10 protein-coding genes are annotated in these 14,511 nt (G+C 69.2%); 4 read left to right on the top strand and 6 right to left on the bottom strand.

The window, feature by feature from the left end; genetic code table 11:
* Positions 1–96: 96 nt before the first annotated feature.
* Both Q8O26_RS17345 and Q8O26_RS17340 read left to right on the top strand, forming a co-directional pair.
* Positions 97–2,208 carry a TonB-dependent receptor gene (locus Q8O26_RS17345; protein WP_305577858.1) on the top strand — a complete coding sequence of 704 codons (2,112 nt, stop codon included), beginning with the start codon at positions 97–99 and terminating at the stop codon, positions 2,206–2,208.
* 97 nt (positions 2,209–2,305) lie between these two features.
* Positions 2,306–4,615, top strand: coding sequence for an ATP-binding protein (locus tag Q8O26_RS17340; RefSeq protein ID WP_305577856.1), 2,310 nt, complete (start codon positions 2,306–2,308; stop codon positions 4,613–4,615).
* A gap of 8 nt (positions 4,616–4,623) precedes the next feature.
* Here Q8O26_RS17340 and Q8O26_RS17335 read toward each other — a convergent pair whose 3' ends face one another.
* From Q8O26_RS17335 to Q8O26_RS17310, 6 genes are all read right to left on the bottom strand, one after another.
* On the bottom strand, positions 4,624–5,265 hold the full coding sequence (locus Q8O26_RS17335) for a response regulator transcription factor (RefSeq protein WP_305577854.1): 642 nt from the start codon (positions 5,263–5,265) through the stop codon (positions 4,624–4,626).
* A gap of 97 nt (positions 5,266–5,362) precedes the next feature.
* Positions 5,363–8,497: an efflux RND transporter permease subunit gene (locus Q8O26_RS17330; RefSeq protein WP_305577852.1), complete on the bottom strand. Its 3,135-nt coding sequence runs from the start codon at positions 8,495–8,497 to the stop codon at positions 5,363–5,365.
* A gap of 10 nt (positions 8,498–8,507) precedes the next feature.
* Entirely contained in the window at positions 8,508–9,716 is a 1,209-nt protein-coding gene (locus Q8O26_RS17325; RefSeq protein ID WP_305577850.1) for an efflux RND transporter periplasmic adaptor subunit, read from the bottom strand.
* A 125-nt stretch (positions 9,717–9,841) separates the two neighbouring features.
* Positions 9,842–10,846, bottom strand: a complete 1,005-nt coding sequence (locus tag Q8O26_RS17320) for a fatty acid desaturase (RefSeq protein ID WP_305577848.1) — start codon at positions 10,844–10,846, stop codon at positions 9,842–9,844.
* A gap of 185 nt (positions 10,847–11,031) precedes the next feature.
* Positions 11,032–12,669, bottom strand: a complete 1,638-nt coding sequence (locus Q8O26_RS17315) for an acyl-CoA dehydrogenase family protein (protein ID WP_305577846.1) — start codon at positions 12,667–12,669, stop codon at positions 11,032–11,034.
* Between the two features lie 232 nt (positions 12,670–12,901).
* Entirely contained in the window at positions 12,902–13,273 is a 372-nt protein-coding gene (locus tag Q8O26_RS17310) for a helix-turn-helix domain-containing protein (protein WP_305577844.1), read from the bottom strand.
* A 92-nt stretch (positions 13,274–13,365) separates the two neighbouring features.
* Here Q8O26_RS17310 and Q8O26_RS17305 point away from each other — a divergent pair, with 92 nt between their 5' ends.
* Both Q8O26_RS17305 and Q8O26_RS17300 read left to right on the top strand, forming a co-directional pair.
* On the top strand, positions 13,366–13,686 hold the full coding sequence (locus Q8O26_RS17305; protein ID WP_305577842.1) for a YdhR family protein: 321 nt from the start codon (positions 13,366–13,368) through the stop codon (positions 13,684–13,686).
* A gap of 191 nt (positions 13,687–13,877) precedes the next feature.
* Positions 13,878–14,450 carry a peroxidase-related enzyme gene (locus Q8O26_RS17300; RefSeq protein WP_305577840.1) on the top strand — a complete coding sequence of 191 codons (573 nt, stop codon included), beginning with the start codon at positions 13,878–13,880 and terminating at the stop codon, positions 14,448–14,450.
* Positions 14,451–14,511 lie beyond the last annotated feature (61 nt).

Genomic DNA, 14,511 nt, shown 5'->3' with positions numbered 1-14,511 from the left:
TCCCTCCCGCCGCTTGCCCCGGCGTCACGGGTTGACAGGCCCCATAACGAGGCAGGATAAGTAATGTTGTAACATTGCATACATGCCGGAGTTCCCATGCGCCCTGCCCGTCTCGCCCTCTCCCCGGCAAGCCTCGTCGTCCTCGCCCTCGCCATTTCCCCCGCTTCCGCCCAGACGGCGCTGCCCGAGATCCTCATCGAGGCGCCGCGCAACCCCGACGGCGCCAGTCGCGATCTCGGCCTCACCGACGGCCAGCTCCGCGTCATCGACCGCGCCTTCGTGCCGGTCACCGTCATCCCGGAGAGCGAGATCCGCCGCAACGGCGGCAGCACGCTCGGCGACCAGCTAGCCAACGTGCCCGGCGTGACCGGGTCGAGCTTCGCGCCGGGCGGCGCCAGCCGGCCGATCATCCGCGGCCTCGACAATGCCCGCATCCGCATCCAGGAGAACGGCATCGGCGCCCAGGACGTCTCCGACCTCTCCGAGGACCATGCCGTGCCGATCGACCCGCTCGCCGCCGAGCGCATCGAGGTCATCCGCGGCCCGGCGGCTCTGCGCTTCGGGTCGCAGGCCATCGGCGGCGTGGTCAACGTCACCAACGAGCGCATCCCCACCCGCCTCGGTCCGCCCGGCGTCAGCGGCATGATGACCGGCGGCCTGTCCTCGGTCGACCGCGGCATCGACGGCGCCGCCCGGGTGCGCGGCTCGTCCGGTCAATGGGCCTTCTCCGCCGACGTCTTCGGCCGCAATGCCGGCGACTACGCGACACCCCAGGGCCGGCAGGACAATTCCTTCGCCCGCACCTTCGGTGGCTCCTTCGGTGCCTCCTACTTCTTCGACCAGGGCTATATCGGCGCCGCCATCTCGCAGTTCCGCTCGCTCTACGGCATTCCCGGCGCCGGCTCGGCCGCCGACCGCGTCCGCATCGACATGGTTCAGACGCGCCTCACCTCCAGGGGCGAGATCCGCTTCGACGGCGCGGTCGTCGACAATGTCCGCTTCTGGCTCGGCGGCTCGCTCTACCGCCACAACGAACAGGCCCTCGAGCTCGGCGCCTTCGCCACCGCCTCCACCTTCCGCAACCAGGAACTGGAAGGGCGGTTCGAGACGGCGTTCCGTCCGTTCGAAACCGGGTTCGGCACCCTCAACACCACCTTCGGCATGCAGTTCGGCGCCCAGAGCCTTGGCACCTCCGGCGAGGCTGGCGGGCTCCTCGCGCCGACCCATACCCGCACCGCCGCCGCCTTCCTCTTCAACGAACTCGCCCTGTCGCCGACGACGCGCCTGCAGGCTGCCGCCCGCATCGAACAGGCCCGCGTCGGCGGCACCGCCGCGCTCTTCCCGGCCGGCCTCGACCCGGCCGGCGGCGCCCCGGCGGAATTTGCCGCCGTGCGCAACTTCGCGCCGATGAGCGCCAGCCTCGGCCTGCTGCAGAACCTCCCCGGCGGCTGGGTGGCGAGCCTCACCGGCCAGTATGTGGAACGCGCGCCGCGCGCCCAGGAGCTCTATTCCAAGGGCCCGCACGAGGCCTCGGGCACTTTCGAGATCGGCGATCCCAACCTGCGCAAGGAGCGCGCCCAGACCATCGAACTCGGCCTCAGAAGGGCCCAGGGCGCCTGGCGCGTCGATGCCACCGCCTTCTACACGCGCTATGCCGGCTTCATCTACAAGCGCCTGACCGGGCTCACCTGCGACGACGATTTCGCCACCTGCGGTTCGGGCGGCGGCACCGAGCTGCGCCAGCTCGGCTTCGCCCAGCAGGACGCCACCTTCTACGGCACCGAGCTGCGCGGCCAGGTCGATATCGGCGAATTCGCCGGCGGCACCTTCGGCGTCGAGGGCCAGTACGACTTCGTCCGCGCCACCTTCGCCGGCGGCACCAACGTGCCGCGCATCCCGCCCCACCGTCTCGGCGGCGGCCTGTTCTGGCGCGACGCCAACTGGTTCGCCCGCGTCACCCTGCTGCACGCCTTCGCCCAGAACCAGAACGCGGCGGAGGAGACGCCGACGCCCGGCTACAACCTCCTCAACGCCGAGATCAGCTACCGCATGGCGCTGAAGCCGGGATCGGGCGCCGAGAGCCTGACCTTCGGCGTCGTCGGCACCAACCTGCTCAATGCCGACATCCGCAACCACGTCTCCTTCAAGAAGGACGAGGTGCTGATGCCCGGCCGCGGCGTGCGCTTCTTCACCACCGTCCGCTTCTGAGGATACGGAGCGGCGGTCGCCGAACGGGCGCTGTCGCTGCGGGAAACGGCGCGCCATGCCCCTTGCCGCCCTTCCGTGAAGGGCAGACAGTGCGGCCATGGCAATCGATGCGACGTCCCTGACGCGGCCGGGCCTGCGCGGCATCCTCACCGGCACGCTCGCGGTCCTGACCGCGGCCCTCATCCTGTCGGTCACCGCCGTGGTCGTCTGGACAGCCACCGGCGAGGCGCAGCGCTCCATCGGGCGCTCCCTCGGCGACCTCGCCGCCTTCATGCGCGAGGCGCTGGAGAGCGACGTCTATGAGCGCTGGCGCTCGACCCGGACCCTCTCCACCCTGCCCGCCTTCACCAATCCGGCGAGCCCCTATCAGGGCAAGCGCGTCATCCTCGACCGGGTGAAGTCCAACGTCGAGGAGATCGTCTGGGTCGGCTTCGCCGATCTGCAGGGCCGCGTCACCGTCGGCTCCGGCGGCCTCGACGAGACGAGCGACGTCACCGGGCGGCGCTGGTTCGCCGCGGCGCGCGAGCGTCCGGCTCTCGCCCCGGGCGAACCCGAGCGCCCGACGATCCAGACGACGCCGGGCGAGAGGGTCGTCGAGATCGGCGTCAACGTCCGCGACGCCGCGGGGAGGTCGGTCGGCATCCTCGGCATGCTGGTGAGCTGGGACTGGCTCGGCCACCTGCGCCGCTCCCTCATCGACCGCTCCCAGGGCCGGCAGTCGGACCTCGAGGTCATCGTGCTCGACCGCGACGGCCGCACCGTCATCGGCGACCAGAACCATCTCGGCGCCGCCCTGGCGCGCCAGATCGCCCAGCGTCCCGACGGCTTCGCCATCGACACCCTGCCGGACGGGCGCACCATGGTGATCGGCACCAGCCGCGCTTCCGGCGGCCGCGGCATCGAGGGGCTGGGATGGCAGATCGTCGTCACGTCCAGCGCCGTCGTCGCCTTCGCGCCGGTGCAAGAACTGCGCCGCCAGATCATCGCCGCCGGCGGCATCGTCGGCCTGATGGTGCTCATCGCCGGCTGGTGGGTGGCCGGCCGCATCGCCAGCCCGCTGCAGGCCATCGCCGCCCGCGCCGACCGCGTCGGCCTCGCCGAGGCGCTGGACGGCGTCGAGATCGAGGTGCCGAAATCCTCGTCGAAGGAGGTCGTCTCCCTCGCCGCCTCGCTGCAGGGCATGATCGATCGCCTCGCCGACAACGAGGAGGCGCTGAAGCACCTCGCCAACACGCTCGAACACCGGGTCGCCGTCCGTACCGAGGAACTGGAGACGGCCAACCACGCCCTCTCTGCCGCCCGTGACGAGGCGGTGGCGGCCACCGCCGCCAAGTCGCGCTTCCTCGCCGCCGCCAGTCACGACCTGCGCCAGCCCCTGCACGCCCTTTCGCTCTTCGCCAATGCCCTGTCGCGCCGGGTGCAGGGCGACGAGCCGCGCCGCCTCGTCGCCAACATGGAGACGACGCTCGGCTCGCTGCAGGACATGTTCAACGCCCTGCTCGACGTCTCGCGGCTCGACGCCGGCATCGTCGTCGCCGAACCCCGCACCTTCGTCATCGGCGACCTTCTGGAACGGGTCGCCGCCGGCTTCCGCGCCCAGGCCGCCGCCCGCGGCCTCGAATTCCGCCTCGTCTCCTCGACGCTTCCCGTCGTCTCCGATCCCGTGCTGATCGAGACGGTCCTGCGCAACCTCGTCGGCAACGCCCTCAAATTCACCGCCGCGGGCAAGGTTCTGGTGGGCGTGCGCCGTGTCGGCGACCACGCCGTGCTGGAGATCCACGACACCGGGCCGGGCGTCGCCGAGGAGGACCGCGAGCGCGTCTTCGAGGAGTTCGAACGCACCAAGGTCGCCGCCCATGGCCAGAACGACGGCCTCGGGCTCGGCCTGTCCATCGTCAGGCGCCTGTGCCGCCTGCTCGGCCACCGCGTCAGCCTGGCGAGCAGCCGCGGCCACGGCACCGTGTTCCGGGTCGAGCTGCCGCTGGCGCCGCGGGCCGTGCCGCTGGTCGCCGCGCCGGCCGCGCAGCCCGACCTGTCGCTCGCCGGCCGCCATATCCTCATCCTCGACGACGAGCCGATGATCGTCGACGCCCTCGCCCAGACACTGCGCGACGACGGTGCCACCGTCACCGCCACCTGCACCAGTTCCGAGGCGACGGCGGCGGTCGCCGGCAGCCTGCCGGTCGATCTCGCGGTGATCGACCTGCAGCTCGACCGCGGCGTCGATGGGCTCGACCTCATCGCCGACTGGCGCCGCCAGCATGGCTTCGCCTGTCCGGCGCTCATCGTCACCGGCGCCACCGATCCGCAGACCCTGGCGCGGCTCCAGGCGAGCGGCACGCCCTGGCTGACCAAGCCGGTCGCCCTGCCGGTGCTGCACGCCGCCCTCGCCCGCCTGGCGACCTGAGCGGGGGCTCAGCCGCGCGCCAGCAGGGGCGCGGCGACGGCCACCGCGGCGGCCCGGTTCGACACGCCGAGATGGCGGAACACCGCGGCGAGATGGATTTTCACCGTGCCATGGCCGAGATCGAGCGCCCGGGCGATCTCCTTGTTCGAGCGGCCCTCGACCAGCAGGCCCAGCACGTCGCGCTGGCGCGGTGTCAGCCGTGAGAGGTCGATGCCGGCGGAGGGCGCGCTCTCGCCGGCGCTGCCGGCCCCGTAGGCGAGGCTCGCCGGCACATAGATCGCGCCGTCCATGATCGATTGCAGCGCCGCCACCAGCTCGTCGTCCTTGAGGCCCTTGGGAACGAAGCCGTTGACGCCGGCGGCCAGCGCCGCCAGCACGTCGGCCCGGCTGTCCGAGCCGCTGACGACGGCGATCGGCAGGGCCGGATAGCATTCGCGCACGGCGGCGAGCGAGGCGGCGCTCTGCATGCCGGGCATCGACAGGTCGAACAGGGCGAGAGCGATGCCTTCGGTCTCGCCGAGTCTGGCCAGCGCCTCATCGAGGGAGCCGGCCTCCTCGACATTGTCGAAGCCGAGCCTGTCCTTCAGCGTGAAGGCGAGACCCATCCGGTACATTCCGTGGTCGTCGGCGATGACGGCAATGCGCGACATGGCCGCAAGGCGTAGGACCGCGGCGGGAGCGCTGTCAATGCGCGGGCGCGGCGCCGCCCATCACGGCACCGCGACCCTGCCATGCCTCATGCCGGCGTCACTCCGCCGGCTGGCTCTGGGCACCGCCCGCGGGGGCGGTCTTGGCGGCGGGATCGGCGGCGCTGCCGCGGCGCGAGATCAGGCCCGAAAGGCCGTCGAACATGAGATAGACGACCGGCGTGATGTAGAGCGTCAGGAGCTGCGACACCGCCAGGCCGCCGACCACCGCGACGCCGAGCGGCATGCGCAGTTCGGCGCCGGCGCCATGGCCGATGGCGATCGGCACGGCCCCCAGAATGGCGCAGAGCGTCGTCATCATGATCGGCCGGAAGCGCAGCACCGCCGCCTCGACGATGGCCTCCTTGGCGCTGACGCCCTGGTTGCGCCGTTCGATGGCGAAGTCGACCATCATGATCGCGTTCTTCTTGACGATGCCGATCAGCATGACGAGGCCGATCATGGCGATCACCGACAGGTCGAAGCCGGTGAGCTGCAGCGTCAGGAGCGCGCCGATACCCGCCGACGGCAGGCCCGACAGGATGGTCAAAGGGTGGATGAAGCTCTCGTAGAGGATGCCGAGGATGATGTAGATCACCAGCACCGCCGCGAACAAAAGGAAGCCCTGGTTCGCCACCGCCTGCTGGAACACCTGCGCGGTGCCCTGGAAGCTGGTGGCGATGCTCGCGGGAAGGCCGACCTCACGCGCCGCCCCCTCGATCAGCGTCACCGCCTGCGACAGGGCGACGCCCGGCTGCAGATTGAACGAGACCGTCACCGCGGGAAGCTGGGCGAGATGGCCGACGGTGAGCGCGGTCGGCTGTTCACGCAGGCTCGCCACGGCATCGAGTGGCACGATGACGCCGGTGGACGAGCGCACCGTCAATCGCCGCAGCATGTTCGCCGTGTCGTTGAACTTCGGGTCCGCCTCGAGGATCACCTGGTAGGTGTCTTCCGAAGCGTAGATCGTCGAGACCTGCCGCGAGCCGAAGGCCGAGTAAAGCGTCGAGCGCACCTGGTCCGCCGTCACCCCGAGCCGCGAGGCCGCGTCCCGGTTGATCTCCACCGTCGTCGACCGCGCCCGCATCTGCAGGTCGGAATTGACGTCGAGAATGCCCGGCAGCGTGCGCATGCGCTGCTCGACCAGCGGCGCATACTGGCGCAACTGGTCGAGATCCGCCGAGGTCAGCGTGTACTGGTACTGCGAGCGGCTCTGCACCGCCCCGACATTGATCGATTGCACCGGCACGAAGAAGATCTGGATGCCCGGCACCTCGGCGGCGATGCGGCGCAGCCGGGAGATGACGACCTGGATCGAATCCTTGCGCTCCGGCTTGTCGCGCAGCGTGATGAACAGCCGGCCTGAATTCTGCGTGTTGGCGGCATTGCCGCCGCCGGCATTGGCCATCACCATCGCCACGTCGGGATCGGTGCGGATGGCGGCGGCGAGCGCCTGGGTGCGCGCCACCATGGCGTCGAACGAGGCGTCGTCCGGACCGATGGTCGCCGCCGTGATCAGGCCGTTGTCCTCGATCGGGAAGAAGCCCTTCGGGATGTCGCGGAACATGACATAGGTCAGGCCGAAGGTGCCGACGGTGATCGCCAGCATGATCACCGGCGCGTTGACCACCTTGCGCACCGACCAGCCATAGCCGCGCGTCATGGCGGAGAAGAGGGCCTCGAACCAGCGCAGCGGGAAGATCAGCTTCTTGTGATGGTCGATCGGCTTCAGCACGCGCGAGCACAGCATCGGCGTCAGCGTCAGCGAGACGACGCCCGAGATCAGGATGGCGGTGGAGATGACGACGCCGAACTGCGCGAACATGCGCCCGACGACGCCGCCCATGAACAGCACCGGAATGAATACGGCGACGAGCGAGATCGTCATCGAGATGATGGTGAAGCCGACCTCGCGGGAGCCCACCAGCGCCGCCTGGAAGGGGTCCATGCCCTCCTCGATGTGGCGCATGATGTTCTCGAGCATGACGATGGCGTCGTCGACGACGAAGCCGACGGCCAGCGTCAGCGCCAGCAGCGAGATGTTGTCGATCGAATAGCCGAGGACGTGCATCACCGCGAAGGTGCCGACGATGGAGATCGGCAGCGCCAGGGCCGGTATCAGCGTCGCCCGCCAGCTCTTCAGGAAGAACCAGATGACGAGGATGACGAGCATGGCGGCGAGCGCCAGGGTGAACTCGACGTCGGCGACCGACTCGCGGATCGACTTGGACCGGTCGTTCAGGATCGAGATCTCATAGGAGGCCGGCGCGTCGCTCCGGATCTGCGGCAGCAGCGCCCGCACCCGGTCGACGACGTCCACGGTGTTGGCGTCGGGCTGGCGCTGCACGGCAAGGACGATGGCGCGCTTGCCGTTGAGCCAGGCGGCGATCCGGTCGTTCTCGACGCTGTCGATCGGCGACGCGACGTCGGAGACGCGCACCGGTGCGCCGTTCTGCCAGGCGACGATGACCGGGCCATAGTCGGCGGCGCGGGTGATCGGCCCCGTCGCATCGAGGATCGCGGCGCGACCGCCCTCGTTGACCGACCCGACCGGGCGGTTGGAATTGGCCGAGGCCAGCGCCGTCTGCAGGTCGCTCATCGTCAGGCCGCGCGCCGCCAGCTGCTCGAGGTCGGCGCGGATGCGGACGGCGTATTTCTGCGTGCCGAAGATCAGCACCTGGGCGACGCCGGGCAGCGAGGCCATGCGTGGCAGGATCATCGAATTGGCGAAGCGGTCGACGTCCGACAGGCGGGCGAGATCGGACGAGATGGCGAGGAAGATGACCGGCTGGTCGGCCGGATTGACCTTCCTGAAGCTCGGCGGCGTCGTCAGCTCCGCCGGCAGACGGCGCATGGCGGTCGAGATCTGCGACTGCACGTCGAGCGCGGCGCCATCGATCGAGCGGTTGAGGTCGAACTGCAGCACGATCGAGGTGTTGCCGAGCGAGGAGGTCGACGTCATCGACGTGACGCCGGCAATGGTCGAGAACTGCTTCTCCAGCACCAGCGCCACCGACGAGGCCATGGTCTCGGGGCTGGCGCCGGGAAGCTGGGCGCTGACCTGGATGGTCGGGAACTCGACGCGGGGAATGGCGGCGACCGGCAGCTGCCGGTAGCCGAACATGCCGGCTGCGAGGAAGGAGACCATCAGCAGGATGGTCATCACCGGACGGCGGATGCAGAGTTCCGACAGCATGACCTGATCCTCAGCTCTGCGGGGCGCGCGGCGGCGTGGGCGTGTCGCTCGTCCCGGCCTGACGCGCCGCTACAGGCACGCCGGCGGCGAGCCGCAGCTGGCCCGAGGTGATCACCTGTTCGCCCCCGGCGAGACCTTCCGAGAGGATGGCGACATCGCCGACCGTGCGGGCCACCTTGACCTGCACCACCGCGGCCCGGCCGTCCTTCACCGTGAAGACATAGGGTCCGCTCTGCCCGACCTGCAGCGCCACGGCGGGGATGACCACCGCGCCCTCCTGCATTCCGAGCGTCACCCTCACTGGCACAAAGGACCCCGGCCAGAGTTGCTCCGAACCGTTCTCCATCCGCGCCTTGGCGGTCACCGTCCCGGTGGCGAGATCGACCTGGTTCTCGATGAAGGCGATGGCGCCGGTGGAGGTCCGCCCGCCGACGGTGGCCTCGACCTTGATGCGGGTCGGATCGTCGCCGATGAGGGCGCGCATCTCGTAGAAGGTCGACTGCGGCACGGCGAAGGCGATGTGGATCGGATCGATCTGGTTGATCGTCGTCATCGCCGCCGTGTCGGCATTGCGCACGGAGGTGCCGACCTTGGCGGCGATCGAGCCGATACGCCCCGTCAGCGGCGCCGTGATCCGGGTGAAGCTGAGCTGGGTGGTGACGTTGATCCGGCTCGCCTCGTCGGCGGCGAGCTGGGCTTCCACCGCCTTGACGTTGGTGATGGCGTTGTCGCGGGCGACGTCGGTGCCGACGTTGCGGCGGCTGAGGTCGATGGCGCGCTCGCGGTCGCGCACCGCCTGTTCGAGCTGGGCCTTGGTGCGCAGGATCTGCGCCTCGATCTGGGCGAGCTGTGCCGTCAGCGCCCGGTCGTCGAGGCTGAACAGCAGGTCGCCCTGCTTCACGGAAGCGCCCTCGGCGACATGGACGGCGGCGACCTGGCTGTCGATCCGCGCCTTGATCTGCAGCGCCGCGATCGGCTGCACGGTGCCGACGGCCTCGACCATGATCGGAACGTTGCGCTTCTCGGCGCGCGCCAGCGTCACTGCGACCGGCGGCCCGCCGCCACCGGGGCGGCGCCCCTGGGCCGCCGGCGCCTCGGCGGGTTTCGGCGCCACCCAGGCCTGCACCTGGTGATAGGCCTTCTCCGCGAGGTCGGGGCGCCAGGTGGCGATGCCCCCGACGATGGCCAGAAGCCCGAAGACGATGATCACCCGCAGCATGGGACCTCAGTTGTGGCGATGGCGATCCGCGGGCAGCGGACGCACGATTTCCCAAAAGGCACCCTAGACCGCCCGGGGGCCGGCGCCATTCGGCCCGATGGACTAGGCCATGGTGTCTGCGCGGACTATGCGCCCGCCGCCCGGCCCCCGGCCTCGGGGCGCACGGTGCGGGTCCACAGCGACTGAGCGGGATCGGTGATGAAGCCGATCAGCAGCTTCGTCCAGGACCGGTGGCTCGGCAGGGTGAGGTAATAGTCCGGCGCGATGCGCGTCACCTCGGGCAGGCGGTTCCACGGGATCGAGGGGAAGTCGTGGTGCTCGTTGTGATAGCCGATATTCAGAGCCACGCCGTTGAGCGGGCCGTAATAGTTGGCGGTGTCGTGCACCTCATCGCCGGTGAAATGCTCCTGCACCCAGCGCGCGCCGAGCGGATGCAGGCTGATGGCGAACCAGAACGAGGCGAAGAGATAGAGCACCGCCGTCCAGCCGGCGAACCAGCCGAGCAGCCCGGCAAAGCCGAAATTGACCACGTAATTGGCGATCATCCAGCGGTCAGGCGTCGCCACGCCGCGCACCCGCGTCACCCGGAGCACCTGGAAGACCGGAAAGAACAGGAACCACATCGCCTTGCGCCAGGTGGAATGGCCGATCAGCCGGGCCTCCCAGGCATGGGGAATGTCGGTGTCGCCGTCCATCTCGCCGAGATGGGAATGATGGGCGAGATGGCAGGCGCGAAAGCCCATGGCGCCGGGCAGGACCTGCGGGATGTCGGCGACGAGCAGCACGACCCTGTTGGCGAAGCGGCTGCGGAAGATCAGGTTATGGGTGGCGTCGTGGACGACGACATAGAGCCCGTGGTTGAGGAAGGCGCCGAAGCCATAGGCGACGATCAGCGCCAGCCACCACCACGAGGCGCCCGCCCACCCGAAGGCGACCGCCACGGCGAGCTGGATGCCGACATAGGCCGCCGTCACCGCCGCGGTCCAGGGATTGCGGCCGATCAGGCCGCGAATCTCGGGATGGTCCCGGAGGATCTGCTTGGCCCGTGCAGAATGGGTCTCGCCGAGCGCCGGGACGAAGGTCTCCTCGTCGTCGGCGTCGAACTCCACCGCCTGCGTTATGCTGGTCATCGGGTCGGGCCTCGTCCTCGGCGAGGGACGGACGGTGCTGCGCCGCGTCAATCGCCTCGCGAGCGATGCCCGATGCGGTGGAAGCGGTCAAGGCCGCAGGTCCGGGCGACGGTCACGATCGACGACGAAGATGGCGCCGCTTCACCTCTTCCCGGCGGGGAGAGGTGAACCCGGTTCCCTCACCGCTAACCGACGACCCGGGCGAGGATCGCGTCGATATCCGCTCCCGCCGGCAGCACCCCGAAGCTGCGGCCGCCCTCAGCCCCGAGCCGCGTCGCGATGAAGGCATCCGCCACGGCGACCGGCGCGCCCTGCACCAGCAGCGCGCCCTGCAGCACCAGTGCCATGCGCTCCGCCACCCGCCGGGCGTCGGCCTCTGCGGGGACGCGGGCGAGCAGGGCGAAGAGCCCGCTGATCGCCGCGTCGAGCAACGGGTTCGCTCCGAGCGCGGTTGCAACCTCGGCACGGAAGGTCTCCACCGCCGCCGGTTCGCGCCCCAGCGTCCTCAGGATGTCGAGGGCGATGACATTGCCCGAGCCCTCCCAGATGGCATTGAGCGGGCTCTCGCGGAACAGCCGCGGCAGCGGGCTCTCCTCCACATAGCCAGCCCCGCCATGGCATTCCATGCACTCGTAGACGAAGTTCGGGTTGCGCTTGGTGAGCCAGTATTTCGCCACAGCCACAGCCAGCCGCGCGAAGGCCCGCTCGCCCTCGGTCGTCACGGAAAAGGCCCGCGCCACCCGCATGGTGAGCGCCACCGCCGCCTCATATTCCAGCGACAGGTCGGCCACCACGGCCCGCATCGCCGGCTGGTCGATCAGCGTCTTCTGGAAGGCCCGCCGGTGGCCAACATGATGGCGCGCCTGCGCCAGCGCCATGCCCATGATGCCGACCGTTCCGGCGATCGTGTCGAGGCGGGTGTGGTGGACCATCTCGATGATCGTTGCGACGCCGCGGCCCTCCTCGCCGAGCAGCACCGCATGGGTGTCGTGATACTCGATCTCCGCCGAGGCGTTGGAGCGGTTGCCGAGCTTGTCCTTCAGCCGCATGACGTGGAGGCTGTTGCGCTCCCCATCAGGCGTGATCCGCGGCACCAGGAAGCAGGAGAGCCCCTTCTCCGTCTGCGCCAGCGTCAGGAAGGCGTCGCACATCGGCGCCGAGCAGAACCATTTGTGGCCGGTGAGGCGGAAGGCCTCGCCGTCGCGGGTGGCCCGTGTGGTGTTGGCGCGCACGTCGCTGCCGCCCTGTTTCTCCGTCATCGCCATGCCGATAGTGACGCCGCGCTTCCCGGCGATCGGCCGCAAGGGCGCGTCATAGGTGCCGCCGACGATCTTCGGCACCCAGGTCGCGGCGACGTCGGGCTGGTGGCGCAGCGCCGGCACGCTCGCATAGGTCATGGAGATCGGGCACATCGTGCCCTGCTCGGCCTCGGTGAACAGGGCGAGCATCGCCGCATGGGCCACGTGATTGCCGGGCCGCTCCTCGGCCCAGGCGATGGAATGGATCCGGTGCTCCATCGCGAGGTCCATCAGCCGGTGGTAGCTCGGATGGAAGCGCACCTCGTCGATGCGCCGCCCGTAGCGGTCGAAGACCGTCAGCTCCGGCGGATGGCGGTTCGCCTCATCGCCGAAGGCCAGCACCTCTTCCGAACCGACCGCAGCGCCGAGCGCGGTCAGCGGCGCGTCCACCCAGTCACCGCCCTCGCGCAGCGCCCAGTGGCGCAGGATCGGATCGGCGGTGAAGAGGTTGCGGCCGGCGAAATCCGGCGGCTGGTTGGTCACCTCGTGGGTGACGAGACGGGTCGACGGCGCGTGGCGGGGCATCGTTGATCTCCGCAGGCAGGAAGCGGGGTGGCGGCGAGACTGGCACGGAGGCGCCGCAGCGGCCATCGGCCGAAGGGCGGGCAGCGGTCGCTTCCCCTCTCCCTAGCCGGGGAGAGGGGAAAGGGAGCCCTCGTCCTGGGCGGCCGGGCAGATGTGAAACCGCGGGCGACGTCCCGGGCGCCTGTCGTGTGGAGGCCGGCAGCCTTGCCGCGATAAGGCGCCACCATTCACCTCATGCCCGCGCATCCTCGCCTTCCCTCCGGCGGCGCTGTTCCAGGATGGCGGGATAATGGTCGACGACCCACTGCTCCATGGCGCGGGCGAGTGTGCTGAGGGACCGACCGAGGTCGGTCAGCCTGTATTCGACCCGCGGCGGCACTTCCGGGTGACTGATGCGTTCGATGATCCCGTCGCGCTCAAGAGCGCGCAGGGTTTGGGTCAGCATCTTCTGCGAAATCCCGTTGATGGCACGCGACAGGGCTCCGGTGCGAACCGGGCCCTGCTGCAGGCAGCACAGGATCAGAATGGCCCATTTTCCGCCGATGAGGTCGAGCATCTCGCGGGACGGGCAGTTCATGTTGTAGGGATCGGCGGGGAGGAACATGTCAATTGTTACCAAAAGGTGCGTACTTACATTCTAGAAAAAGATAACGATAGTCTGGCTGGCCATGCAAGTGATCCACAAGGAGCCAGCCCATGACTGAACCCAGCCGCGTCTTTCTCTATGCCGAATTCCAGGCGTCCAAACCCTTCACCGAAGCGGTCTGGACGGAAGCCAATCCCGCGATGCGGACCGTCGAGGGGCTCATCAGCAAGACATGGCTGAGCGGGATCAACACCCAGTCGATCGGCGGCTTTTACGAATTCGATTCCATCGGCAATGCCCGTGCCTATGCCGAGGGCATGCTGGCCGGTTTCGCAAAGGGCGCAAATGCCTGTCTCACCGTGAAGATCTTCGACGGGGATGTTGTCGCCACGGCAAGCGCCGACATGAACTCACCCTACTTCACCGCCTGAGCCTCCACCGCTGCCGGGGCGGAACCCTCCCGAAGGCGAGGTCCGCTCCGAGCAGGGCCGGCGCCGCGCCGACGTCATGCTTGGCCCGCCGGAAGCAGCGGCGGGCCGAACCCGGCCCCGGCCAGGCGATCCGCGCCCTCCACTCCGCGCCAGGCTCACACCAGGCGCGCCGCCATCGAGAGGAACCACCCGTGACCGAACACGAGGCCGTCAGCCGCTTTCCCGTCCCGCCCCTTGCGGACATGCCCGATGACATCCGCGAAAGGATCCTGGCAGCCAAGGAGAAGTCGGGGTTCATTCCCAATGTGTTCCTGGTCCTGGCCCACCGGCCGGCCGAGTTTCGCGCCTTCTTCGCCTATCACGACGCGCTGATGGACAAGCCCGGCAACCTGTCCAAAGCCGAGCGGGAAATGATCATCGTCGCCACGAGCAATCTGAACCAGTGCCAGTACTGCGTCGTCGCGCACGGCGCCATTCTGCGGATCCGCGCGAAAAACCCGTTGATCGCCGATCAGGTGGCGGTGAACTACCGGAAGGCGGACATCACGCTCCGCCACAAGGCGATGATCGACTTTGCCATCAAGGTCTCGACCGAAGCCTACCGGATTGGCGACGATGACATCGATGTCCTCGCGTCCCACGGCTTCGACGCGGAGGACGTGTGGGACATCGCCGCAATCGCGGCCTTCTTCGGTCTCTCCAACCGTCTCGCCAATGTCACCAGCATGCGTCCGAACACGGAATTCTACGCGCTCGGACGATGACCAACCCGCCTTTGGGTGAGAGGTGAAGCCGTTCCCCTCATTCCGCGCGCCTGTCGTGGAG

The organism is Phreatobacter sp., from assembly GCF_030691135.1.
Taxonomy (GTDB): Bacteria; Pseudomonadota; Alphaproteobacteria; order Rhizobiales; family Phreatobacteraceae; genus Phreatobacter.
Note: the sequence above shows the minus strand (reverse complement) of the source record. Positions and strands in the feature narration are given on the sequence as shown.

What these genes read in the sequence shown, in the direction of transcription:
- Q8O26_RS17345 (WP_305577858.1), top strand. Translation starts at nt 97, where the DNA reads ATGCGCCCTGCCCGTCTCGCCCTCTCCCCGGCAAGCCTCGTCGTCCTC.
- Q8O26_RS17340 (WP_305577856.1), top strand. Translation starts at nt 2,306, where the DNA reads ATGGCAATCGATGCGACGTCCCTGACGCGGCCGGGCCTGCGCGGCATC.
- Q8O26_RS17335 (WP_305577854.1), bottom strand. Translation starts at nt 5,265, where the DNA reads ATGTCGCGCATTGCCGTCATCGCCGACGACCACGGAATGTACCGGATG.
- Q8O26_RS17330 (WP_305577852.1), bottom strand. Translation starts at nt 8,497, where the DNA reads ATGCTGTCGGAACTCTGCATCCGCCGTCCGGTGATGACCATCCTGCTG.
- Q8O26_RS17325 (WP_305577850.1), bottom strand. Translation starts at nt 9,716, where the DNA reads ATGCTGCGGGTGATCATCGTCTTCGGGCTTCTGGCCATCGTCGGGGGC.
- Q8O26_RS17320 (WP_305577848.1), bottom strand. Translation starts at nt 10,846, where the DNA reads ATGACCAGCATAACGCAGGCGGTGGAGTTCGACGCCGACGACGAGGAG.
- Q8O26_RS17315 (WP_305577846.1), bottom strand. Translation starts at nt 12,669, where the DNA reads ATGCCCCGCCACGCGCCGTCGACCCGTCTCGTCACCCACGAGGTGACC.
- Q8O26_RS17310 (WP_305577844.1), bottom strand. Translation starts at nt 13,273, where the DNA reads ATGTTCCTCCCCGCCGATCCCTACAACATGAACTGCCCGTCCCGCGAG.
- Q8O26_RS17305 (WP_305577842.1), top strand. Translation starts at nt 13,366, where the DNA reads ATGACTGAACCCAGCCGCGTCTTTCTCTATGCCGAATTCCAGGCGTCC.